This is a genomic window from Microvirga aerilata (assembly GCF_016743775.1).
Lineage (GTDB): Bacteria > Pseudomonadota > Alphaproteobacteria > Rhizobiales > Beijerinckiaceae > Microvirga > Microvirga aerilata.
On sequence record NZ_JAEQMY010000066.1, the window covers coordinates 1 to 22941 of the forward strand.

General features: G+C 59.8%; 19 protein-coding genes and 4 pseudogenes. 8 read left to right on the forward strand and 15 right to left on the reverse strand.

The features are described from left to right. Positions 1-105 precede the first annotated feature (105 nt). Positions 106-246, forward strand: a pseudogene (locus JKG68_RS33745) (CorA family divalent cation transporter); the annotation flags it as partial. Between the two features lie 356 nt (positions 247-602). Continuing rightward, positions 603-1895 carry a multidrug effflux MFS transporter gene (locus JKG68_RS24815; protein ID WP_202064095.1) on the forward strand — a complete coding sequence of 431 codons (1293 nt, stop codon included), beginning with the start codon at positions 603-605 and terminating at the stop codon, positions 1893-1895. A 139-nt stretch (positions 1896-2034) separates the two neighbouring features. Here the strand turns inward: JKG68_RS24815 and JKG68_RS24820 are convergent, their stop codons facing one another. Further along, positions 2035-3000 (reverse strand): IS5 family transposase, encoded by a 966-nt coding sequence (locus JKG68_RS24820; protein WP_202064096.1) that lies wholly within the window; start codon positions 2998-3000, stop codon positions 2035-2037. Here JKG68_RS24820 and JKG68_RS24825 point away from each other — a divergent pair. Then, entirely contained in the window at positions 2968-3387 is a 420-nt protein-coding gene (locus JKG68_RS24825; protein WP_376773203.1) for a DDE-type integrase/transposase/recombinase, read from the forward strand. The two genes, JKG68_RS24820 and JKG68_RS24825, sit on opposite strands and share 33 nt — an antisense overlap. Before the next feature lie 268 nt (positions 3388-3655). On the opposite strand, the gene JKG68_RS24830 is transcribed toward JKG68_RS24825, so the two are convergent. Both JKG68_RS24830 and kce read right to left on the reverse strand, forming a co-directional pair. Then, entirely contained in the window at positions 3656-4717 is a 1062-nt protein-coding gene (locus tag JKG68_RS24830; protein ID WP_202064098.1) for an SDR family oxidoreductase, read from the reverse strand. Between the two features lie 49 nt (positions 4718-4766). Continuing rightward, entirely contained in the window at positions 4767-5708 is a 942-nt protein-coding gene (kce, locus tag JKG68_RS24835) for a 3,5-dioxohexanoate:acetyl-CoA acetone transferase (protein ID WP_202064101.1), read from the reverse strand. Between the two features lie 526 nt (positions 5709-6234). Here kce and JKG68_RS24840 point away from each other — a divergent pair. Then, entirely contained in the window at positions 6235-6978 is a 744-nt protein-coding gene (locus JKG68_RS24840) for a GntR family transcriptional regulator (protein WP_202064103.1), read from the forward strand. Between the two features lie 167 nt (positions 6979-7145). Here the strand turns inward: JKG68_RS24840 and JKG68_RS24845 are convergent, their stop codons facing one another. The 7 genes from JKG68_RS24845 to JKG68_RS24875 all read right to left on the reverse strand — a co-directional run bounded on the left by JKG68_RS24845 (position 7146) and on the right by JKG68_RS24875 (position 15650). Continuing rightward, a complete protein-coding gene (locus JKG68_RS24845; RefSeq protein ID WP_202064106.1) occupies positions 7146-8021 on the reverse strand; it encodes an SMP-30/gluconolactonase/LRE family protein in 876 nt (291 codons plus the stop codon). Between the two features lie 17 nt (positions 8022-8038). Further along, positions 8039-8914 carry an SMP-30/gluconolactonase/LRE family protein gene (locus JKG68_RS24850; protein ID WP_246515826.1) on the reverse strand — a complete coding sequence of 292 codons (876 nt, stop codon included), beginning with the start codon at positions 8912-8914 and terminating at the stop codon, positions 8039-8041. Between the two features lie 62 nt (positions 8915-8976). Next, positions 8977-9921: a 3-hydroxyacyl-CoA dehydrogenase gene (locus JKG68_RS24855; RefSeq protein WP_202064108.1), complete on the reverse strand. Its 945-nt coding sequence runs from the start codon at positions 9919-9921 to the stop codon at positions 8977-8979. 38 nt (positions 9922-9959) lie between these two features. After that, positions 9960-10739: an SDR family oxidoreductase gene (locus JKG68_RS24860; RefSeq protein ID WP_202064110.1), complete on the reverse strand. Its 780-nt coding sequence runs from the start codon at positions 10737-10739 to the stop codon at positions 9960-9962. A gap of 27 nt (positions 10740-10766) precedes the next feature. After that, a complete protein-coding gene (locus JKG68_RS24865; RefSeq protein ID WP_312890957.1) occupies positions 10767-12773 on the reverse strand; it encodes an ABC transporter permease in 2007 nt (668 codons plus the stop codon). 53 nt (positions 12774-12826) lie between these two features. Beyond that, a complete protein-coding gene (locus tag JKG68_RS24870; RefSeq protein ID WP_312890958.1) occupies positions 12827-14299 on the reverse strand; it encodes a sugar ABC transporter ATP-binding protein in 1473 nt (490 codons plus the stop codon). Positions 14300-14522: 223 nt separating this feature from the next. Beyond that, positions 14523-15650, reverse strand: coding sequence for a sugar ABC transporter substrate-binding protein (locus JKG68_RS24875; RefSeq protein ID WP_202064114.1), 1128 nt, complete (start codon positions 15648-15650; stop codon positions 14523-14525). 549 nt (positions 15651-16199) lie between these two features. Between JKG68_RS24875 and JKG68_RS24880 the strand changes: the two are divergent. The 3 genes and pseudogenes from JKG68_RS24880 to JKG68_RS24890 all read left to right on the forward strand — a co-directional run. Beyond that, a pseudogene (locus tag JKG68_RS24880) lies at positions 16200-16973 on the forward strand (IS110 family transposase); the annotation flags it as partial. A 72-nt stretch (positions 16974-17045) separates the two neighbouring features. Continuing rightward, the gene (locus tag JKG68_RS24885; protein ID WP_202064132.1) at positions 17046-18014 is read left to right on the forward strand and encodes an IS5 family transposase; all 969 of its coding nucleotides are present in this window, start codon (positions 17046-17048) and stop codon (positions 18012-18014) included. Between the two features lie 405 nt (positions 18015-18419). Then, the gene (locus JKG68_RS24890) at positions 18420-18857 is read left to right on the forward strand and encodes a hypothetical protein (RefSeq protein WP_202064116.1); all 438 of its coding nucleotides are present in this window, start codon (positions 18420-18422) and stop codon (positions 18855-18857) included. Positions 18858-19142: 285 nt separating this feature from the next. Here the strand turns inward: JKG68_RS24890 and JKG68_RS34865 are convergent. The 3 genes and pseudogenes from JKG68_RS34865 to JKG68_RS24905 all read right to left on the reverse strand — a co-directional run. Next, positions 19143-19487, reverse strand: a pseudogene (locus JKG68_RS34865) (histidine kinase); the annotation flags it as partial. 821 nt (positions 19488-20308) lie between these two features. Then, a complete protein-coding gene (locus JKG68_RS24900) occupies positions 20309-20599 on the reverse strand; it encodes a hypothetical protein (RefSeq protein WP_202064121.1) in 291 nt (96 codons plus the stop codon). A gap of 375 nt (positions 20600-20974) precedes the next feature. Continuing rightward, a complete protein-coding gene (locus tag JKG68_RS24905; RefSeq protein ID WP_202064123.1) occupies positions 20975-21112 on the reverse strand; it encodes a hypothetical protein in 138 nt (45 codons plus the stop codon). A 370-nt stretch (positions 21113-21482) separates the two neighbouring features. Between JKG68_RS24905 and JKG68_RS24910 the strand changes: the two are divergent. Continuing rightward, a pseudogene (locus tag JKG68_RS24910) lies at positions 21483-22211 on the forward strand (DUF2270 domain-containing protein). Positions 22212-22321: 110 nt separating this feature from the next. Here JKG68_RS24910 and JKG68_RS24915 read toward each other — a convergent pair. Both JKG68_RS24915 and JKG68_RS24920 read right to left on the reverse strand, forming a co-directional pair. Continuing rightward, complete coding sequence (locus JKG68_RS24915) at positions 22322-22645, reverse strand: cytosolic protein (protein ID WP_202064125.1); 324 nt, start codon at positions 22643-22645, stop codon at positions 22322-22324. A 73-nt stretch (positions 22646-22718) separates the two neighbouring features. After that, positions 22719-22941: aminoacyl-tRNA deacylase (locus JKG68_RS24920; RefSeq protein WP_202064127.1), on the reverse strand; the 223-nt coding region annotated here is incomplete at its 5' end.

A 22941-nucleotide genomic window follows, 5' to 3' on the forward strand; every position in this document is an offset into this window, starting at 1 on the left:
CCTTGGAAGCCGAACTCAAACCCGCCCTCGACACCATCACCGCCCAGGATGCCCGAGGCTGGATCAGGCATGCCGGCTATGCTCTACACTGAAACTAAAAGCGCTTTAATAGCCGGAGTTTATGGCATGAACTTCGAGAACATGCCGGAGCTTGACTGGCACTGGGGCTACCCTTTCGGATTGGGCGTCATTGCGGTCAGCGCCATCCTACCCCTGATCTGGTTCAAGCGTCGCGGCTGGTTCTAACCGCCACTTACCTGCAGGCCACTTGAGACCGTTGTTGAGGGTTAACTCCTGCAAAGGGCAGACCTTAGCGTTTTCAGCTAGAGGCAAGCTCTCTTATGCTGCCTGCAACCCGACGATCTATGCGATAAGCTCCTATGTTCCATGCAACTTTCCCCGCACTTCTTAGTTGATAGGCGACAATTTCCGTTCTTTCCGCCAGCTGTAACGGCCGTCCTTAGGGACTCACGCCTTCCAGCTTAGCATCGGCTACCATCGTCGGTTCCAATCAATTGATTGCTTCCAAGAGGTCTTGTCCTGCTCATCTGCGTTGATGTGCTGTTCGGGACCCGGGAACAGCCTTCGTGAAAAGTTCTATAATGTCTCCTTCGTCTAAGAAACCTGATACCTTCACCCCCTGCAGCACACCTTCTTTTCCAGAATTCGTGCTTCTCATTGCCCTCGTGATGAGCCTCGGATCCTTGTCGATTGATAACCTGCTCCCCGCCTTCGGGCCGATCCAAGCTGACTTCGGGATCTCGGATCCCAATGACCTCCAGCTGCTGGTCACAGCCTACATGGTGCCTTTCGCGATCATGCAGGCTGTCTATGGCCCGGTCTCAGATGTGATCGGCCGGCGTCCGACGCTGATGATCGGCTTAGCCGTATATCTCCTCGGCGGATTGGTTGCCACACTAGCGGGCAGCTTCTCCATGTTGCTGATCGGACGTGCGATCCAAGGAGCTGGCCTGGCAGCAACACGCGTCTTAACGGTCGCGATCATACGGGACCGGTTTGCAGGTCGGGAAATGGCCCGTGTCATGTCCATTACCATGATGGTCTTTATCACTGTGCCGATTGTAGCTCCTGCATCAGGCAGTCTTCTTCTGCTACTGGGTACCTGGCACCTGATCTTCGGAACCATCGTGGGCGTGGCAGTGCTGGTAGGCGGCTGGTTTTATGTCCGCATGCCGGAAACATTGCATCCGGAATACCGCCAGTCGTTTTCGTTCAGCCAGATCGCCTCTGCGATCCAAACCACGGCTTCCACCCGCGTCAGCATCGGCTATGCGACAGGCATTGGCCTGATGATGGGCTGTCTCATGTCCTATATCGGATCAGCGCAGCAGATCTTTGAGACAGAGGTTTATCATCTCGGAGCTTACTTCCCCCTGGTCTTTGGCTGCATCGCGACCTTTATGGGAGCCGCCTCGTTCACGAATGCAACGCTTGTGCAGCGTTTGGGCATGCGTCGTTTGTCGCACATCGGCATCTGCGGCTTCACGCTTGTCGCAGCGGTACAATTGTTCATAGCCCTTCTTTATGATGGGCGGCCGCCGCTTCTGCTCTATGCCGGCGTCTTTGCTGTCAACCAGTTTCTGTTTAGTCTCACGGTGCCCAACTTCAACTCCATAGCCATGGCACCCCTGGGCTCCATCGCAGGCACGGCCTCGTCGTTCATCGGTTCCTATACTACTTTGCTCGGTGCCTTGTGGGGGCTGGTGATCGGTCGCTCCTTCAATGGCACGGTCATCCCGCTCAGCGCTGGCTATCTTGGGCTGGGTGCAGCATGCCTCGGGATCGTTCTCTGGACTGAGAAAGGACGCCTGTCCCTTCGCGCCCAATCGCAAGAAGGAACAGGGGAGCAGGCGCTCCCGGTTGCGGCAGAGTGAAGTTTCAGCGGCGCCTTGAGGCGCACGAGCTTGCCTGCGGGCACCGTTCTCTTATTCCGGGGTTTTGGTCAAGCCCTTTGAGCGGGGCTATGTTGCACGGATCGGCCGGAGCACGGATTCGGTCGCGGCGTGCCTGAGGTTAGGCGGTGCGGACGGATTTCGGGCGTCCAAGCTTGAGCATGCGGTTCAAGGCACTGATGGCGATGGCCACCTCGGTTGCCCGACGCCGATCCGTCCGCGAGCGCAGCGCATTCCCGATCACCCGTTTGAAGCGGCTGATGGCGGCCTCCACCAGAGTCCGACGCGTGTACCCAGACTGCTTCTGCCAACCCATGCGTCCATGCTCCGCGATAGTTTGGATATGCCGGTCGCGCTGGGTCGAGGAGGTCTCTACATTCTCCCTTAGCACCGCCGTTGCTCGTGGTGGAACGATGACTTCAGCATCAGGATGGTGATTGATGACGATGCTATAGACGCCGGTCTGATCGTAGGCTCCGTCACCGGTGAAGGAAGCAAGTGGAGCCGTGATCTGGTCGAGCAACGGCTCGACCTGAGCGCCATCATCGACATCGCTCGTGGTCAGCTCAGATGCGAGGATCTGCCCCGTGTCAGCGTCGACGCCAATGTGTAACTTTCGCCAAGCACGGCGCCTTTGGGTGCCATGCCTCTCGATTAGCCACTCGCCGGGCCCGCACAACCGTAAGCCTGTGCTGTCCACCAGCAGGTGAATGGGGCCGGTGCGTGACTGCAATCGTGGGACCTCCAGAGTTTCGGCGCGGCGGCTCAGGGTCGAGTGATCTGGTACGGCCAGATCTAGACCCAGAGGTTGGAGGATCGAGCCGATCAGGCCGTCCGTCTGCCGCAGCGCGAGACGGAACACCGCCCGGAGCGTCAGCGCCGTCCTGATCGCCAAGGCCGAGTAGCGGGCCTGACCGCCTCGGGTTGTGCGAGGCTCGGCCCGCCAAGCGACAATGGCTTCCGCAGTGAACCAGACAGTCAGGCTTCCTCGCTGGCGCAGGCTGGCGTCGTATTCGCACCAGTTCGTCACCCGGTGCCGCTGCTTAGGGATGTGATGCCGGCGAGCGGCATTGGCTTTGAACGGCACGGGATACATCCGAGAGGAAGGGCACAGGCCTCATATGTGATCCGGCTCCAGTTACCAACTCGCCTATTCGTGCAACAAAGCGGCATCATCACCGACAAGCTGCCCTCTTATGGGGCCGCCAGGCGGCAGGCTATGCCAGCGGTCGAGCACCGGTCCCACAAGGGGCTGAACAACAGAGCGGAGAACTCGCACGTGCCGCTGCGAAAGCGGGAGAGGATGATGCAGAGCTTCCGGTCGGCGGGAAGCCTGCAGCGGTTCACCTCGGTGTTTTCAGCCGTCAGAAACCAGTTCGTTCCACCCCGTTCACACCATTCCGCACTTACTATCCACCTTCACCGCCTCCGGGCCATGGCAGCATGGAACGCCGCGGCGGGTCTACATGCCTGAGAAGACTACGGAAGGGCTGATGGCAACCTCATCAGGTTGATGTGACATGCCCAGCCGGACCAACACGCGAAATCCGTCTCGTCAATCAACTCTTCGGTCTTTCTGCCTGAGCGACCCATTCGACGCGGTTTGTTGTGTCCTGTTCAAGTTACTGCAACAGTGCCCGTGTGAGCCCATTTCCCAAACATGATCATTGCCAGGCAGCGTGAAGTCGCTACGAGAGTGGTGCCCATCCGGTAGCAAATGCCACAAGATAGCCATGTCAGGATTAGGGGATTAGCCGGTCGGCTCGGAGTTCGGCAAACAGGTCTAAAAAGGCATCATCGGTTGCCTGGTAGCCGGTAAAGCCGAGACGACGGCTCTTCGACATGTCGGTCACGACCTCAATGGGCCGTCCGAGATCCGCATCCGTGTGCCAGGGGGAGGCAAGACGGCCAAGGTCCTGCTCTACCAAGCCCTCCCGCTCCGCAATTCCGCGCCAGATGGGGGCGTCCTCCTTCATCTGCTCTTCTAGTGGCCGGATCGTCCCGTTAAAGGCGGCGGGCTCAAGGTCGAACCACTCGGCAAGACGGCCCCACATCCAGCTCCAGCGGAAGACATCGCCATTGACCACGTTGAAGGCTTGATCAAAGGCAGCCGGGGTTGTCGCAGCCCAAAGCAGATGTTTGGCGAGCTGCCGGGCATCGGTCATGTCGGTCAGGCCATTCCATTGCGCCGCCGAGCCGGGAAAGCGGAAGGGACGTCCCGTCCCTCGGCACAGCGTGGCATAGACCGCCAGCGTCGTTCCCATGTTCATGGCGTTGCCCACCGCCTTGCCGACGACGGTATGAGGACGATGGATGCTCCAGGTGAAGCCGTCGTGCTTGGCCGCGGCAAACACCTCATCCTCCAAGGCATAGTAGAAATTCTCGATGTCGAGCCGGCCCTGCTCCTCTCGGAACGGCGTCTGCGGGAGCGTGCCCTTGCTATACGCTTCAAAGGGGCCGAGGTAGTGCTTGAGACCTGTGACCAGCGCGACATGCCGGACCGTGCCGGCGGGCCGCAGCCCATTCAGAAGGTTGCGCACCATGGCGGCGTTGACGCGAATGTTCTCCGCTTCCGTCTCCTGCCGCGACGACGTCGTGATGAACACGGCCTCCGGCTTGACCTTGGCAAGAGTCGCGGAGAGTGAGGCTTCATCCTGGAGGTCGGCCGCAATTGGCGTCACGCCCGTCTGCGCGGTCGGCCTTCTGGCCAGGCCCAGCACATCCCAGCCCTCGGCCGCGAGAAGCGCCGCCGTGGCGCTCCCTACGATACCACTCACTCCTACCACCAATGCCGTCTGAGCCATTGCAGCCTCCAGGGTCCGGATGGTAGATGGGCATCGAAGCGCTCGGCGACTAGAAGGCTACTCTGTCGCCGCCCTTTAGCTCAAGGATCTCGCGGGCATCATCCGGCGTGGCAACCTCGTAGCCAAGGCTTTCGATGAGCTGGCGCGCAAGCCGGACCTGCTCTGCGTTGCTCGTTGCGAGACGGCCCGGTCCGGCCCAGAGCGAGTCTTCCAGGCCAACACGGATATTGCCACCCATCGCCACGGCCATTGCGGCAATCGGAAGCTGGTTTCGCCCAGCCCCTAGCACCGACCACTTGTATTGGTCGCCGAACAAGCGGTCGGCGGTGCGTTTCATGTGCTGAACATCGTCCGGGTGTGCCCCGATACCGCCTTGGAGGCCGAATACCGTCTGAATGAACAGCGGTGCCTTCACTAATCCCTGATCGAGAAAATACTTCAGGTTATATAGGTGGGCCGTGTCATAGCATTCGAACTCGAACCGCGTGCCGTTCTCTGCACAAGTCGTGAGGATATACTCGATATCGGCGAAGCTGTTGCGGAAGATGATTGCTTTGTTCGAGAGGTAGTCCCGTTCCCACTGATGCTTGAGGTCGGTAAAGCGGTTCAGCAGACCGAAGAGGCCGAAGTTCATCGATCCCATATTGAGGCTCGCTACCTCCGGCTTGAAGGCCGCCGCAGGGCGTACCCGGTCCTCAATGCTCATCGTGGGCGCGCCGCCCGTCGTAATATTCACGATGCAGGTGCTAGTCTGCTTGATGACGCTCAAGAAAGGTGCGAAACCTTCGGGTGTTTGATCAGGGCTGCCGTCGACGGGATTGCGCGCGTGCAGGTGTACGATGGCCGCGCCTGCTTCCGCAGCTCCAAGCGCCGCATCGGCGATCTCCTGCGCCGTCACCGGCAAGTGTGGTGACATCGAAGGTGTGTGAATTGCGCCCGTAACGGCACATGTGATGATCACCTTGCGGTTTGGTTTAGAAGTGGCGACCACGGCGTTTCCTCCTGTTTGGTTTATGGTCCTGCGGGACTGCAGGGCTTATGCTGGTAAGGCCTCGTCGTCTGCGCGGCGGCGTCTTCATCATCTCGCGAGCAGCAGGAGGCGATACATGTTTGTTCACAGCGTCACCGGCTGTTGAAAATAAGCCTCTCCGAGGAAAGCTCGAATTTCATGCCGAGATTGAGACGAACTATGTCTCCTGGTTTTAGAATGTGCCATGCGGCTCCAAAGGTAACAATTAGCGAGCGTCGGCATTCTATTGTGCCGCGATCCTTCAGGGAGCATCCGTAGTTCTTGAGCCTCTGACAGGCATCGGTCTGGCTGCTCTTGAACAGCAAACTCAAGGCAGCTTTCATTGGTACAACTGGAAAAACTCGCGTTTTGATCAAAAATCATATATGAAAGATCATGTCAATTATCTGGTCGTGCGTAGCGGCCATATCGTCTATAGGCTGTTGCGTTAACGAACAGATTTCCAAATGCGCCGGTATTTGGAAGGACTACGACAGGGGACAAGGGTATGGCGCTAGCCCGCGCGCATAAAAATCTGCCCATTCTGCCCATCTCGCGTGAGACAGTGCAGGATCACGTATACAGACGGATCAAGGAACTGATCCTGAACGGTGAGATTGAGCCTGGGCGCACGGTGACCATCCAGAGCATCGCTGATGCATTCGAAGTAAGCGCCATGCCAGTGCGCGAAGCCCTGCATCGATTGGTGGCAGAGAAGGCTCTCACGGTGGTCGCCGGCCGATCACTGGGTATTCCGTCGCTGACCGTCGAACGGCTTGAGGATCTCCGACGCGTGCGGTGCGAGGTCGAGGCCATAGCAGCCGAATGGGCCGCGCAGGCCATTTCTGCTGAGGAACTGGATCACCTTGGTCGCCTGATCGAGCAAATGAGCGAGGCGGAGGTTGCCCGAGACCGCAGGAAATATGTTCGCGCCAATCATGCCTTTCATTTCACGATCTACCGCGCGTCGGGTTCCGACGCGCTGCTGTCCATCATCGAGTCTCTGTGGCTCCAGATCGGCCCGTACATAAATCTGCTGAATGCGACCACAAACTGGTGGGCATCTAACGTCAAGCACATGGAGATGCGTGATGCTCTCATTCACAAGAATGGGGCGGCTGCACGCCAGGCTCTTCAGGCCGACATTGAAAGTGCCGCATCAGCCTTGCGGGTCTTCCTGATCGAACAGGAGGAGATCACAAAAAATCCTCCCAAGCGCCGCGGCCGGGCCGGAGTGCGGCAGGCTGAGTAACCGAGCGCTTGCGGATCGTGCGTTGTTCAGCGTGTTTGACCAGATTCGGCACATGCACCATCCCAAGATATGGGATTGATGCAACGGCGACAGCTCCGGTCTCTTCCTGAAGGCCGGATCCATCGCCAGCTTAGAGCGTGCAGGGCTCTACTGCTGTTTCGCGACAGTCAGCCGGCGAAGCGGGGCTCCGGCACTCCCTGGATGCCGAGGTCGTAGATGGCAAACAAGCTGCCACGGAGCACGCCATCCCCTGGGAAGCGCGGGAGCGGGGGCTTTGCCATGGAGGTCACATAGAGAATATCGAGATCGGGCCCCCCGAACATGACGCTCGTCACCTTCTTGACGGGCATCTCGATGACCCGGTCCACCGACCCATCCGGGGCATAGCGGATGATCTTTCCGTCATAGACTTGTGCGTTCCAGAGAAACCCTTCGGAGTCGACGGTCGATCCGTCGGCGGCGCCGCCCCTCGACGTATCGATCTTCGTGAAAGTGCGGCGGTTTGAAACCGCTCCGGTGACCTGATCGTAATCGTAGACCCAGATCTCACCGGACCATGTATCTGCGAAGTAGAACAGCTTACCGTCCGGGCTCCAGCACGGGCCGTTGGAGCAAACGATACCCTGATCGAGCTTCGTGACCTTGAGGTCGGGCCCGAGGCTGTAGAGGGCACCGTTTGGCCCTTCCTCCATGGTGTCCATGGATCCCGCGACGAACCGGCCCGCCTTGTCGACCTTTCCGTCATTGATGCGGTTCGCCGTAAGACCCGGCTCCGGATCGTGGATCAGCTCCACGTCGCCTGTGTTGAAGTCGAGCAAGTGGAACCCACGCTGCAAAGACAACACGGCGCCGCCGCTGCGGCGCAGGGCCATTGAGCCGATCTTCTGAGGCACATCCCAGGAGCGCAACTCGCGGCCGTCCGCCGTCGACCTGAACACCCGTCCGTCAAAGCTGTCGATCCAGTACAGCCGCTGCTCGTCGACATCCCACAGAGGGCCTTCGCCGAGAGTGGTCTTAACATCGACCAGAACTTCGATCCGCATGCTCTTTCCTCCTTTGATTAACCTGCAAAGCGGGGCTCGGGGACTCCCTTAACCCCCAAGCCGTAGACCGCAAACAGCATACCCGCCTCTTTTTCGCGGGGCGGCTTGCCACCGATGGGACGTGCCATCGAGGTGACATAAGCTACATCGAGGTTGGGGCCGCCAAAGATCAGCGACGTGGCGCTGTCCACCGGGAGCCCGACAACCCGGTCGAGCGTTCCATCGGGGCGAAAGCGGACGAGACGTCCCCGATAAACCTCGCAGCTCCAAAGATATCCCTCCGCATCCACCGTCGCTCCGTCCGGATAGCCAAGAAGGTCATGCGCTGCGAAGTCAGCGAAGATGCGCTTGTTTGATGTGGCACCATTGCGTGGATCGTAATCATAGGCGTAGATGAGCCGTTTCGTCGTGTCGGCAAAGTACAGCGTGGTGCCGTCCAAGCTCCAGCAGGGGCCATTGGAGCAGATAATACCGTCATCGAGCTGCGTCACCGACAGGTCAGGATCGAGGCGGTAGAGCGCGCACAGTGGGTCGCGCTCCTCATAATCCATGGTTCCGGCGACGAAGCGGCCCTGGCGATCGACCTTCCCATCGTTTATCCTAGTGCGTGGATTTTCAGGAGCCGCCTGAGCAACGAGCGTCACCTTCCCGGTCTCTACGTCCAGGGCATGGAACCCGGAGCGGAGAGAGCAGATGATCCCACCCTGCTCACGCAAGGCAATCGACCCCACATGTTCGGGCAAAGCCCAGCTTGTACGCCGGCCTTGAGAATCGATCCGGTATACTGCAGGGCCGTAAGAATCGATCCAGTAGAGGGCTTGTTCCGCCAGATCCCACAGAGGCCCCTCGCCGAGTTGATTGCACTCCGGATTGACGACTTCGATCCGCAACATGGGATTGCCTTTCATTCAATGCACGAGGCTGACGGAGCGTCGGATCGGTACGGTTGCGTATCTCAGGATCCGATCTCCCGATCTGCTTTGGTCTTGTGGGCCAGGAGGGACATGAGGCGGCGGTCGCGCCACATCTGCCGTTCCGCCAGCTTGTCGCGCTCGAGCCTCTTGGATCGCTCCTCTTCGACAGCGTTCATAACAGAGCCAGTCCAGTCGACGCGGCGCTGCATCGATGGGAAGAGCCGGGAGTAGATTTGCTGGTAGCGCTCGGCATAGTCGCGCACTCCGCCAGGGGCGTTGAGGTCAATGGTCTCGAACGGGCCCATGAAGCTCCAGCGCAACGCCAGACCATCGCGAATGCCGATGTCGACGTCCTCGACCCCGGCATATCCATCGGCAACGAGGCGGAACGCCTCTTCCAGAAGAGCACCCTGCAGGCGGTTCATAATGAAGCCGTCGATCTCGCGCTTCATTACGAGAGGAGCCTGACCGCAGCTGCGAAGGAATTCGGCGGCTCTATCCACTGTCCCCTGCAACGTCCAGGGCGAAGGCACAACCTCGGCAGCCGGAATGAGGTACGGCGGATTGATGGGATGGCACACGAGGCACCGCCCCCGACCGCTCACATGTTCGAGGAACTGGGACGGCAGAAGGGCTGACGTGGAGCTTGCCAGGATTGCAGAGGGCGGCGCGTGGCGATCGAGATCTGCAAAGACCTTCCGCTTGATGTCGATGTTTTCCGGTGTGTTTTCCTGCACGTAGTCGACATCGGCCAGGGCCTCGGACAGATCGGGCACGCCACGAATGCGACTGAGGACTTCATCCGGTGATGCGCCGTTCAGAAGGTCATTCTTCTCCAGATCGGGCAGCACGATCCGGATGAAGTCCAGTGCTGCGGGAAGAGCGGAAGGCTCTGCATCCCACAGCCGGACCGCGTTTCCGGCGCGAGCGAAGCTGATGGCCCATGCCCGTCCGATCAGCCCTGTTCCGATGATTGCAGTTTTCATTGATTTGTCCCGTCACTGAAGGTCAGTGGTTCGCTGCCTCAGAGAGATTCCACGTTGCCGTCCACGCCGATCGACTGACCGGAGATGTTGCCGGCCGCGGGCGAGAGAAGGAATGCAACCATTGCGGCAACATCCTCGGGGCTGACCATGCGGCGAAGAGAGATCCTGCTGAGGTATTCCTTCTGCATTTCCTCGTAGGGAACACCTACCTGGTCGGCACGGGCGCGGATGACGCCTTCCATGCGTGGGCCGCTGACGATGCCGGGTAGGATTGCATTGGCGCGAATGCCGAAGGGGCCAAGCTCCTTGCTGAGGCTTTGCGTGAAGCCGATGACGCCCCATTTGGCCGCCGAGTAAGGGGTCCGGTAGGCATAGCCATAGCGGCCTGCAGCCGAGGACATATTGATGATCGCGCCGTCCCCGGCGGCCTTGAGCATCGGCACCGCGTGGTGTGCGCACAGGAATTGCCCTGTCAGGCAGATGTCGATGCATCTGCGCCAATCGGCCGGGCTGATCTCGTCGACCCCACCGGTTGGACCGGCAATCCCTGCGTTGTTGACCAGGGCGTTAAGCCCGCCGAGGCTCGATCTCACATCGTCGAAAAGGCGAACCACCTGCTCGTCGTCGGATACGTCACAGTAGCTGGCACCGTGGTCGGGGTAGGCGGCCTGGAATCCTTCAAGGAATTCGTGCGACACGTCGCATATGTGGACGCGAGCGCCCTCCGCGATCAGCAGATCGGCAATAGCCCGCCCGATGCCCGACGCCCCCGCTGTAACGAGAACCTTCAGGCCTGGCTTCAAGGAACAGATGGTCATGGTCTTTTGCCTCATCGCAATCCGAGATCAGGTATTTTTCTCGCGCAGGGTCACGACTGCGCACAGCACGACGACCCCGTACACAATGGCTCGTGTGGCGTAGGGCAGGGAGGTGCCAGCCAGTAGGGTTTGAAGCGCCGTCAGAAGCAAAACGCCGCCGACCATTCCGATATAGCTGCCGCGCCCTCCTGTGATGAGCGCGCCGCCAACCACAACCACGGCGATGGAGGGAAGGATGAACTCATCGCCCATGCCAAGGCTCGCCTGACCGGAGAAGCCAGAAAGGAGGCAGCCCACCAGCGCGGAGCACAATCCCGACAGGACGTACACTCGGACCGTCGTAGAGCGTACCGGCACGCCAGAGAGCTCCGCGGCGCGCACGCCGTTGCCGATAGCATAGACGCGGCGTCCGAAAGCCGTGCGTCCAAGCAGGATCACGGCTCCTGCAACAAAAGCGATCATCATGAACACGACCGGTGTGGCCCCGAACAGGTTGCCGGTCATAAACCAGCGCAGGCTCGGCGAGGAGAAGCCGGCGGGCGTTCCGCCCGAATACAGCAGTGCCAAACCTTGCAGGATGCCGTTCATGGCAAGCGTCACAACAATCGGCGACATTCCCAGTGCAACGATGCCGATTCCATTGAGTAGGCCGACGGTTGCTCCGATGGCGAGAGTGATGGGGATGACATAAACCATTGCCACGTCCGAGCCCTTGAGCAGTCCTGCGCAAAGGATGCCGCAGAGGCCGATGGTCCATGGCACTGAAAGGTCGAGCCCGCCTGTCAGGATGACAGTGCCTTGGCCCAGTGCCAGAATGGCGAGGAAGCTGCCCAGCACGATCAAGGAGTTGTAGTAGGGCCAGGAGAACATGCTCGACCCCAAAACGAACTGCGTTGCTAGAAGAACAAGAGCAAAGCATACGAAAGCCGGAGCCGCGGTTTGCAGGGTCTCCGAATGCCGTGCCCAGAAGGTAGGCTGCTTAACCGTGACGAAAGGCACTGGCAGCCTCAGGCGGTGCTCCTTGAGCTTGAGCTGAGCGGGAAGAAGGCCCTGCCGGCGGGCGGATGCGCGCCGTGAGATGTTCCGCAGCGTGGTGGCCAAAACAGAGCTGCGTGTAAGCGATGCTCCGAGGACGGCTAGGATTAGGATAACACCTTCGACGATCGACGAGTAGAAGGCCGGAACATTGAGCACCAGGAGGATGTTGACGACCAGCATGAGCACGTAGGCTCCGAAGACGGTGCCAACAAGGCCGCCCCGGCCGCCACCCAGCAGCGTTCCGCCGACGACAATCGCGGCGAACATCTGCAACAGGAGGGGGTTGCCGACTAGCGGATCTCCCGAGCCGGTCTGTGCGGTGATGAAAATGCCTGCCAGACCATAGAGCCCCCCAGCCAGAACATAAACGAAGAACTCGCTGCGCCTGACGTCGATGCCCGCCGCCCGTGCAGCGTCGCGGTCTGAACCGACAGCGTAGATGGCCTTGCCAATCATCATATTCTTCAGGAGAAGCCACGCGAGCAGAAGCAGTCCCAGCAGCACGACAGGCATCGGCAGAATGCCCGGCAATGCCTCCCCGACGAAAAGCTGGCTGAACTCTGCCGGAACCTGCCCGCCCGGCTTGTCCATCACCAGCAGCGTTATGCCCTGTAGGATGAACATCGTCGCAAGGGTCACCACGATCGGCTGTAGGCGGAGAAGCGCGATGAACACTCCATTGAATGCACCCGCAGCGGCTCCGATGCCGATGCCGATTACGCTCCACAGCAACATACTCGAGGTGCTGTCGCCCATGTTGCCTGCGAGCGTCACGTTGACGAGAGAGATGACGGCAGCGGCCGAGAGATCGAAGCCTCCCGAGAGAACCACAACCGTCTGCCCCAATGCCGCAATGGCCAATGTCGCGCCACCGGTGGCCAGATTGCTCAATTCGTAATAGCCGAGGGTCCCGCCGCTGAGTGCCCTAACAGCTCCCAAGCAGATCAGGAAGGTTACTATAGCGACAATCAACCCGCGGTGGCGTGCAAGCCGCACCCGGCCAGGGCTCCTTGGCATGGATTTCCGCTGCATTTCGATGGTCGCTGTGCTCATTGCAATTCCATCTTCTTTGGACCGGTGCCGAGGGTGGCGCGAAGGATCGCCTCCTCCTTGATGTCATCACCGGAAAGATCAGCGGCGACCTCGCCGCCATACAGAACGAGAACTCGGTGGGAGAGGTGATCAAGCTCTGCAATTTCAGTCGAGTGGAAGAGCACTGATCCACCAGCAGCGGCAAATTCTTGGATCAAGGCATAGATCTCGTGCTTCGTGCCAACGTCGATTCCTCGGGTCGGGTCGAACAGGAGGAGGACGCGGCTTTGCGCGAAGAGCCATTTAGCAATAGCAATCTTCTGCTGGTTCCCGCCCGAGAACGATTTCACACTGGTCCACAGAGCGTGTTCCTGCACATTCAGGCGGCCGAATACGCGCGCCACGTCCGCTTCTTCACGCGTTTGGTCGATCAGGCCCCATTGCGTGTACTGCTTGATCACCGGCAGGGATGCATTTCGCTTGCCGTCGAGCTTCAGGAAAAGTGCCTCAGTCTTACGGTCCTCCGGGACAAGGCCGATACCGACCCTCGCGTCTACGGCATCCTGAGGGGAGGTCAGAACAATCGGCTTGCCATCCATACTGATCTGGCCCGTGGTCTCCATCATTCCGAAAAGCGCGAGGAAAAGCTCGAGCTGCCCCATTCCCTGAAGTCCCGCAACGCCGAGAATTTCTCCGCGGTGCAAGTCGAGCGAGACGCCGTTGAGGCGCTTGCCAGCGGCGAGGTTGTTCGCGCTGAGAACCGGCTCGCCTTTGAGCGAGGGAGCCTGAACCTTTGGCGGGAATGAATGTCCCAGCGCCTTTCCGGCGATCATTTCGATCAGATCTTCGTCGGCAACGGTCGTCAGGGCCTCGGTGGCGATGTGCTTGCCGTTGCGCAGAACCGTGACACGGTCGCAGAAAGCCCGAACCTCGGGCATGCGGTGCGAGATGAATATGGTGGTTACGCCACGTGCCTTCAGTTGTTCGATCAACCCTCCCAGCCAGTCGATATCACGTCCCGAGAGGGCCGATGTCGGCTCGTCCAGCAACAGGATCTTGGGATTGCGGAACAGCGCGCGTGCGATCTCGATCTTCTGTCGCTCATTCAGATCGAGATCGCGGATCTCCGCTCCCAGGTCGATAGCGCTGAGGCCAAGGGTGTCGAAGTGCTCCTCGACCTGCCGGAGGGCGTCGCGTCTGCGGATCTGTCCAAAGGAGTTGGTTGGGGGGTAGGGGAGGAGCATGTTGTCCAGGACTGTCAAGTCTGGAATCTGGGTGAGCTCCTGAAAGGCAGTCTGGATGTGGTGAGCGTGAGAGGCCCTTGGCGTGCTCAAGACCGCCGGGGTGCCGAAGATCGTGAACTCGCCGGAATCAGGCACAATCAGCCCTGAGAGTAGCTTTACGATTGTGGACTTGCCGGCACCGTTCTCGCCAAGAAGCGCATGGGTTTCCCCTGCATGAATATCGAACGACACACTGTCCACTGCCACCGTGGCTCCAAAGGCCTTCCGGATGTTCCTAGCAGCGATTGCGGTCGCTCCTGCCCTACGGTCAATCGCCGGTCCCGAAAGTACAGAATGAAATGAGATCATAAAGCTGTATTCCAAAAGACGCAGACAGGTTGGTTACTCTCGAAGAGCCCACGTAAACAACACGGATGCAGGCTCACGCCCGATAAGGAAGCGGACGTGAGCGCAAGTGCGTCTAGGACGATTATTGTTCCGGCTGACCGACAAGGGCAGCCGAGAGGCCAACCTCGGGTGTCTCCGCGGAGAAGATCGAGGCGAACCAGCCCGGGTTGGTCACGATGGAGGGCTTGAACGCATTGCAGCCTGCCTTCATTTCCTCCCAAGTACCCTCCTGGCAGAGCTTGACGGTCTCGTTCGTCACCACGGGCAGAGGTAGGACGACCTTCTTGGGAACCTCTTTTCCTTCAAGCTTGGCCACCGCCAGCTTCAAGGCCAGTGCACCGGAATACGGGGGCGAGGCGTACGAGATGCGCGGAGCGCCGATGGGCTTGTAGGTGCCGTTTGCGCCTTCGACCTCGGTGTTAGCAGGCAACATCTGCACACGGCCGCCGTTGGAGCCTTCACCAGCGCAAGGCTTGAGCTGCTCAGGCGAGCGACCGGCCTCGAGCTGCATGGTATTGGCTGTGTAGCAGCCGACCTGCATCCACAATCCGTCGATCTGGTCCCAATTGCGGGTCGCAAGAATCTTCGACAACTCCGTACGGGCGACGGCCTGGCTCCACTGCCCCACGGCCTCGTTGACGATCTTGATGTCCGGGAATTTCGCAAACACCTCCTTCGCGGCTTTCGTGCGCAGCGTATCGACCGAAGTGCCAGGGACGCCGGTGATCGCGACGATGTTCCCCTTGCCGTTCAGCCTCTTTGCAAGCCACTCAGCCGTGACGCGGCCGGCTTCCTCCTGATCGATTGCAATGTTGTGAGCACAGGGCTCAGTAATCTCTGCGTCGTATGCAAACACGTGGACGCCTTTGTCGCACGCATTCTTTACAGCAGCATTCAGTGCTGTTGGTGATATCGGGAAAACGACGATTGCCTTGGCGCCAGCCTGGACCATTGCGTTGATCTGCTGGATCTGGCGCTGCGCGTTGGGTCCGGAAACCTGAACCTGGAGGTCCACCTTGTTGGCCATCGACGGATGAGCCGCCATGGCCTTCAACATGTTGGCAGCCTCAGCCTGCCAATCGTTTCCGATAAAGCTCATTGACAGAAAGATCTTGTGCTTCTCTTGTGCCGTAGCACCTGTTGCTGCCAGTGCTCCGGCAGCAGCCAGCGCTGCTCCGAGTAGAGCCGGTCCATACTTCCCCTTGGACATGTTTCACTCCCTGTGATGTCATCTGATCTTGGCGATGGATTTGGATAGTTCCTCGCGAGGAGGTCATCTCTTTTGTGTGCACTTTTGATCATATATCAGTGATCATACAGGTGGCAAGCGGGTGTTGTCTGACCGGTGCCGCCGCTTCCCTGCCGACGGAGAGCCGAAGCATAAAGAATAATTTCTACTTTCGCCGTCAGTCCACAGAGAGGCGTAAGTCATCATAAGTAATGACTCAAAGACTTCTATGAGAACCAGGTGAGAATTGCAGTCCAAGCGATTATTGAGGATAGCCTTAACACTTTGGTATAAGCGGGTTGCGCCACAACGGCTCATATTTTCGCAAAAATATATCTAATATCGTTGTTCTTGCCACATATTGTGGGCCTCCGGATCATTCTCGGCGATATAACAAGGAACGGCTCTAGAGGAGCCAACCTTATGTGGTGCCTGTGGTGGCATAGATCCTAAGAGATCCCATGGGGGTGGATAGCGATCTGCTCTCTGGCAGAGTGAGGTTGCGATATCCACTCACGCTGGAGGCGACCCATGTCAGTTGAACCCGGATCCGAGCCGACCGCTATCCGCACCAATCTTGGCGCAATCTTTGTCTCGATGGAACTCAGTCGTTCCGTCTGGCTGATCACCTCCCTGTCCCCAGGGGCCGGCGAGAGGATGTCGAAGCACAGCGTACGCGGCGGCGATGTGCCCGGCCTGCTGACCCGGTTTGCGCAGTTGCAGGAGAAAGCGCAGGCTCGAACCGGACAGATATTTCCGATCATCTCCATTCAGGAGGCGGGTTTGGATGGGTTCTGGATCCATCGCGTGCTTCAAGATGAGGGGATCGAAAGTCACGTCGTTGATCCCGCCTCGATTGCCACCTCACGCAGGCGGCGACGGGCCAAGACCGACAAGATCGACGGCGAAGCCCTGGTCCGGACGCTGCTGGCTTACAAGCGCGGCGAACCGCGCGTATGTGCCATGGTCAAAGCGCCCACGCCGGAGGAGGAGGATCAGCGCCGTATCGGCCGGGAGCGCAAGACGCTCATTGCCGAGCGGGTTCAGCATGTCAACCGGATCAAAGGGCTGCTCTTCGCGCAGGGGATTGGCGACTACGAACCCCTACGGCGTGACCGTCGCGATCGACTCGAGGGCCTCACGACGGGCGACGGCCGACCGCTGCCGCGGCATTTTAAAACCCAGATCGGGCGGGAACTCGACAGGCTCGAGTTGCTGCTGGAGCAGATTAAGGCCGTGGAGGCCGAGCGCGATAGCCTCTTGGCTCGGATCAGAGAGGCCAGTGCCGCGCAACCGGCTTTGTTGCACGGATTGGCGAGTTGGCAACTGGCACTGGGTGACATAGGAGACCTGCGCCCTTCCTGTCGGATATCTGCCGTGCCGTTCAAAGCCAATGCCGCTCGCCGTCACCGCATTCCTAAGCAGCGGCATCGGGTGACAAACTGGGCGGAGTACGATGCTGCCTTGCGCCAGCGCGGAAGCCTCACAGTCTGGTTCTCTGACGAGGCGATTGCCGCTTGGCGGGCCGAACCCCGTACAACGCGAGGCGGTCAGCCACACTATTCGGCTCTGGCGATCAGGACAGCCCTGACGCTCCGGGCGGTGTTCCGGCTGGCGCTGCGCCAAACGGAAGGTCTAATCGGCTCGGTCCTGAGGCTTCTTGGCCTCGATCTTCCTGTGCCGGATCACTCGACCCTGAGCCGTCGGGCTGAAACGCTGGAGGTCCCAGGATCATGCCCGCGCTCCGCAGGGCCTGTTCACCTATTGGTCGACAGCACAGGGCTTCGCTTATGCGGATCCGGCGAGTGGCTGATCGAGAAGCATGGGACCCGCAGGCGCCGGTCTTGGCGCAAGCTGCACATCGGCGTCGATGCTCACACTGGGCAGATCCTCGCATCAGAGTTGACCACGAGCGATGTCGATGATGGCGCGCAGGTTGAGCCCTTGCTCGACCGTATCACAGGCTCACTGGCCAGCTTGATAGGTGATGGAGCTTACGATCAGGACGATGTGTACAACGCTGTCGCCAAGCGCCATCCCAAGGCTGACGTGATCGTGCCACCACGATCAACGGCGGTGCCGAGCGAAATGGCGGAGAGTACTCCAACCCAGCGCGATCGGCATCTCCAAAGCATCGCCGAGAACGGACGCATGGGCTGGCAGAAGAGATCCGGGTACACTCGCCGAGCTTTGGTGGAGTCTTCCATAGGCCGCTTCAAACGAGTGATCGGTGACGCGCTGCACTCGCGGACTGACCGGCGTCGTGCGACTGAGATTGCGATCGCTGTCAGTACCTTGAACCGCATGCTCGAGCTTGGATGCCCGGAGTCTGTTCGCATCGCTTAAGCCAAGGCCTGGGCGGGTCAGTGCGGTCACCAACCGATCCGTGCAACAAAGCTACCCGCTGCACCAAAAGCGAACAGGCACACCGCACTGCCGGTAGGGCAGATCCGTCAACGGGGCAAGGCTAATAAGGCGCATCATTCTGCTGAGCCGATCACGCGAACTCGCCCCCCCGACGATCACCTGATTCAAAAGGCGTCCAAGCGAGTCCGAGATCCCAAGACCGTGAAAGGAAAGGGCAAGCGGACAGTGCCGAAGCCCGAGATGGAACTGACCCCAGACGGGTTCGTAAAGTGGTGGAAATGAGCCCGAACCACCGCAAGCAGGAGCGCTTAGATGCCTCTGACCAGGGTCTGGCGAACTCCCTCCAAGCTTGGATCAGAGGGGCCGAATACCCATATCAAGCATATGTCGCACAAGGGATCTTCGCCTCATACCCTCGACCTGTTCGAGGTCACGCTCACCGTACCGACACCTCGACCCGAACCGGCTCCTGCCTCGGCCGAGCTGTGGGACTTTGCCGGCCTGTCTGATGCACAACTGGCAAAGCACCTTGGCCAGCTTATGGATGAATTGCAGCGCCGGATGGAGACGGGTAGGGGGAGCCAGCCTGAATTGAAGGCGGCGGTCAGCAATGCCAGCATATTCCTTGAGCGCCTCAGTCCGCACCCGTCAAAACAGCGGGTCAAGTCCTCACGACCCGGCAAGACCTCATCCACAATGCAGGAGGGGCAACGCAAGGCGGTGCATGCCGCGCTTCTGGCGGGCGTGACGCCAGCACAGGTCGCCAAGCACTTTGGCCTGCCACTGGCCGCCGTCCGAAAGGTGCTTGAGGAGACTGCGTAGGCTTCCAGGTCGAGCGGGCACACTCCCATCCTGAAGCACATCCGAACACCCGTTCCGCAGCCTCATTGAGAGCCTCCTTATTTATCAGGGGTCAGGGGTTCGAGTCCCAGTGGGCTCACCACCTCAAACCCTGACCGCTAAGGGTTCTTATGCTTTTCGTGCCGCTTTGAGCTTCATCTGGATTGTTCTCCGGGTAACATGAAGGATAACAGCAGACGAACCTCGAGTGATCGGGGCAAGCCTCGACCCATAGGGTTCCGGATCCCCAGAAATCTACGCTGCTCCGAGATCGATCAGCACGTTAACGGCACCAACAAGGTTGTCGTTGGCATCATGCAAGGGGGTAGGGAAGGGCCTGAACTGAACCCGGCTGCCATCCGGCCGTTCGGCAACCGCTGTCACACCCCGCACTCTCCTGTCCTCGCGGATGGCCACAGCCATCGGGCAGCGGTCATGCGCCAGGGGAGCGCCACTGAGGGAATAAATGTGCCAGGAGCCGCACCAGCGATCCCGCCCCAGCACCGGTCGGCGTCCCCACAGCGTGACGGCTGCCTCGTTGTAGAAGGTGATGCGTCCTGTCGCATCCGTCGTATAGACCGCAAAGGAAAGAGCCGCCAGGAGGTCGGCATACCGCGTCTCGGCCGGCGTCTGGTCTGCGGTGGCGCGACTGACGTACGCGACCACCTGCTCGGGGCTGGTTTGTTGCGCTACGAGGCGCAGCAAGGATTTGCGCACATGCTGGCGAACACCCAGGCTCGTTTCAGCTTCCGGCAACTCCTCTGCCCTGGACCCAAGGCTTTGTCCTTTAGTCCCGGCTACCCTGTGCGCCGCCGTGAGCTGGAACAGGTAGAAGCCGTTAAACCGCACACCCGCAGAGGCTGCTTTGTCGTCAAAGCCTGATGGCCGGGCCTCCTGAGCGCCAAGAGAACCCTCGTACACCCACTGCTCCGGGCCGATAAAACTCGCAACTGGACGGTCTTCCGGCACGGCACAGAGGATCTCGGGCCGCTGCTTGTTCCTGAACAGATTGTAGGCGCAATCGCTCGCCTCTGATCGGGCGGGAGCCCGTTGATGAATGGACCTCATGATGTCCTCTCCCAAGGCTGGCGTTCTTGTAAGTTTTTGATTCGCGCTGCCTTGGTTAAGCTTTATTGGTCCTGTGTGGCTTTTGTGCGCCCCGAGGCGGTACCACTCTCATAGTATCAGGCAACCTGGAAGGCTCGCCGGGCTCGTTCCCGGATCTCGTCCAACTCGTCTTGCAGGGAATCGATCTGCCCCTCACCTCTTCGAAGGAGGCGCACTCCGGAGTAATGAGTAAGCGCCCGTCCTCGCCCCTGGTATAGCGAAGGAGGGCAATCCTGACGGATGCCGGGTTGTCTGGCGTTCCCGGCCTGATGTCCAACTCAAAGGCTCCCGATACGTGCATGCGCCGAGATCCTTGCTGGGGCGTGTCAGGCGGAAACGACAACCAGGACCTCGCCCATGGTGATTTCAGGCTCTCCGTTGATGATATCGACCAAGCTTCCCCAGATCCAAGCCAGGGCCTTCTCGTTTGCCGCTACGGCGGCCTCTTTGCTGTCGAACATGGTCACGGACCCGCCAGCCCCATCGCCAGCATCAAACACATAGTAGCCCTGAAACCCGGGAGACTGCTTGAGCAACTGGCCAAGGCCGCTTTCAGCCCGCTGGGCGGCTTCCGCCACAGATCTTATGTGGTTGAACCTGCGGATGACCAGGTACATGACCGCCTCCAGCCGTTCAAAGGAAGCATGATCCTTCCGTAAGCTAACATGTCCGGGAGACTTAGTCTCTGAGCGAAGTCTCAGCCGCGTCAGCGGTAAGTGGGGTGTGGTGGAGCGGTGTTGGGGAGTGCACCTAGTCAGATGTCATGAGTGAGGCCGCAAGCGCACGGTTCTTGATGCTGGAGGCTCTATGCTGGTGGCATGTCCGCTGAAGGCTGTCAGCGAGCTTAGGCTGACCTTGTTGCTCTAGTTGGTCAGCTAACAGAACCAGACGCGAGGCCATATCCTCTTGTGCCTGGGCCGCATTCTCCAGAGCAGCCTTGTAGTCCAGGAGCGCTCGTCTCACGTCAGGAGGGTCTCGCATGCCGATGTCTCCTACCGCTGGGCCACCGTCAGCCGTGGGGACCACAAGGGCCTGAGAAGGGGCTCAGCAACAACCCCGCCGATGACAGCAAAGGAGGCCAGAATGAGCCCGATCCGGCCATAGAGCGCAGCGCGATCCTTGTGGGTCATGGACTCCCTTTCCAATGGTCGTGCCGGAATGCGGCCAGGTGCATCCTTGGTGCCAATTGTGGCGAGATTACTGCCAAGGTTCACCAGAAGGGATGGTGCACGGAGGAGTTAGTTCACGCCTCATCCCCTACTCGGCATCTCGTCCTTGTGCCCTGTCTCATGCCGCCTGGTGTCATCTAAAACCATTCAGGCGAATTGGCCCATGCCGCGGGACACCGTTCGCCAGTGCCGTTTGACAGGTGAGCGTGAAGGATTGATCTGCGAAGGACGTCAGCCGGTGCTATATTGCCTTATGACATCCTAACCAGAACGCGCCTTCAGCGCCGACCGAGAGTGTCCGAATGCCGTCCTGAATGGAGGGAGAGACGCTATGCGGCCGAAGAACGATCAGAACACGGTGCAGCAGACCCTGCACCCCACCATCACAGCACCGGTCTTTCCAAGCACATCGACCGAGTTCATCAACGTGATGGCCCATTACCATCGCGCCGAGATCGCCCGCATGGCCGGCTGGCGTGACCGAATCGACCGCACCACCAACTGGGCCATTACCGTGGTGGCGGCCATGCTGTCAGTGTCGCTCTCCACGCCGACCGCTCACCATGGCGTGCTGCTCTTCGCCATGGTCCTCGTTCTGTTGCTCCTAGTGATTGAGGCGCGCCGCTACCGCTTCTTCGATGTCTACCGCAACCGGGTGCGCCGCATGGAGCGCAACTACTATGCCCAGATCTTCTCGCCAGAGGATGGCACGACGGACGACTGGATCCACAAGCTGGGGGATGATCTCAGGCGCCCCCTGTTCCTGACCAGCCACAGCCTGGCGATCTCGCGCCGCATGCGGAGCAACTACTGCTAGCTGTTCCTGATCCTGCTGGTGGCTTGGCTGGTGAAGACCACCTTCATCCGCATGCAGGAGAGTGCCGTGGAAACCCACCTGGTTGGCTCGACCGGGGAGTGGGTGCGCAATGCCGCTATCGGCCCGGTGCCGGGCTGGATCGTGATCCTGGCGGTCACTCTCTTCTATGGCTGGGTCCTGTTTGCCTCGCTGCGTCGGCCGAAGGGGGAGGGCGAACTGGCCTTCGGCAATGTTCATGTGTGACAGGGGTGACCCAGTAGAATCGTCGCTCCCTCAGTGGCCTGAAGGCTCTTACCCAGGCTGCACTCCTGTAGCATGAAGAATCGATATGCATGCAAAGGGCATTGGTTCCTTCAGGCTGCCGTCTCTGTCCGATCCGGGTGCTCGTCATCATGCATCACTGGCGGGCCGAGCTCGGAGAAGCGGAAAAGCCGGAAGGCTCGGTCGCCGTTGACGTCGAGTACCCGCAGGTCATCGTTGTCGCGCGCATCGTTCATCACCACCTGGAAGTGACCGCCATAGCGGGCCGCCACCGTCTCGAGTGGTAGCTCACAGGCGATGAATTTGCCGACCCCATGCGCCTTGAGCGTCCGCAGCAAACCGGGATCTGACAGCAGGGGATAGGAGGTCAGGATCACAATCGGCCCGCTGCCGGCAAACACCAGAGCTGCTTTCATCGTGCTTCTCCTTCGCTCGAGCAACACCCTGTCAGGCCTATGCCTGCCTTCTACCGCCCGCTCCGCCATCTATTCAAATGCGGGCGCTGAAGGAGCCGTGCTGGGCCTGAGGATTGAGCCGGGCAAACTCCGCCCCATTCACATGGACCAGGGTCGCATGGTCTCCACCCTCAAAATACAACTCCTGCTGCTGGTCGATGCTGGTGTCGATGATCACGCCCAGCCCATAGCAGGCGCCCACAGGCGGAACCGCGCCGAGCGCACAGTCGGGGAAGACCTCCGCAGCTTCCGGCTCA

What these genes read in the sequence shown, in the direction of transcription:
- JKG68_RS24890 (WP_202064116.1), top strand. Translation starts at nt 18,420, where the DNA reads ATGTCGCACAAGGGATCTTCGCCTCATACCCTCGACCTGTTCGAGGTC.
- JKG68_RS24850 (WP_246515826.1), bottom strand. Translation starts at nt 8,914, where the DNA reads ATGTTGCGGATCGAAGTCGTCAATCCGGAGTGCAATCAACTCGGCGAG.
- JKG68_RS24905 (WP_202064123.1), bottom strand. Translation starts at nt 21,112, where the DNA reads ATGACCCACAAGGATCGCGCTGCGCTCTATGGCCGGATCGGGCTCATT.
- JKG68_RS24840 (WP_202064103.1), top strand. Translation starts at nt 6,235, where the DNA reads ATGGCGCTAGCCCGCGCGCATAAAAATCTGCCCATTCTGCCCATCTCG.
- JKG68_RS24860 (WP_202064110.1), bottom strand. Translation starts at nt 10,739, where the DNA reads ATGACCATCTGTTCCTTGAAGCCAGGCCTGAAGGTTCTCGTTACAGCG.
- JKG68_RS24845 (WP_202064106.1), bottom strand. Translation starts at nt 8,021, where the DNA reads ATGCGGATCGAAGTTCTGGTCGATGTTAAGACCACTCTCGGCGAAGGC.
- JKG68_RS24875 (WP_202064114.1), bottom strand. Translation starts at nt 15,650, where the DNA reads ATGTCCAAGGGGAAGTATGGACCGGCTCTACTCGGAGCAGCGCTGGCT.
- JKG68_RS24900 (WP_202064121.1), bottom strand. Translation starts at nt 20,599, where the DNA reads ATGTACCTGGTCATCCGCAGGTTCAACCACATAAGATCTGTGGCGGAA.
- JKG68_RS24915 (WP_202064125.1), bottom strand. Translation starts at nt 22,645, where the DNA reads ATGAAAGCAGCTCTGGTGTTTGCCGGCAGCGGGCCGATTGTGATCCTG.
- JKG68_RS24825 (WP_376773203.1), top strand. Translation starts at nt 2,968, where the DNA reads ATGCCGGCGAGCGGCATTGGCTTTGAACGGCACGGGATACATCCGAGA.
- JKG68_RS24830 (WP_202064098.1), bottom strand. Translation starts at nt 4,717, where the DNA reads ATGGCTCAGACGGCATTGGTGGTAGGAGTGAGTGGTATCGTAGGGAGC.
- JKG68_RS24855 (WP_202064108.1), bottom strand. Translation starts at nt 9,921, where the DNA reads ATGAAAACTGCAATCATCGGAACAGGGCTGATCGGACGGGCATGGGCC.
- JKG68_RS24815 (WP_202064095.1), top strand. Translation starts at nt 603, where the DNA reads ATGTCTCCTTCGTCTAAGAAACCTGATACCTTCACCCCCTGCAGCACA.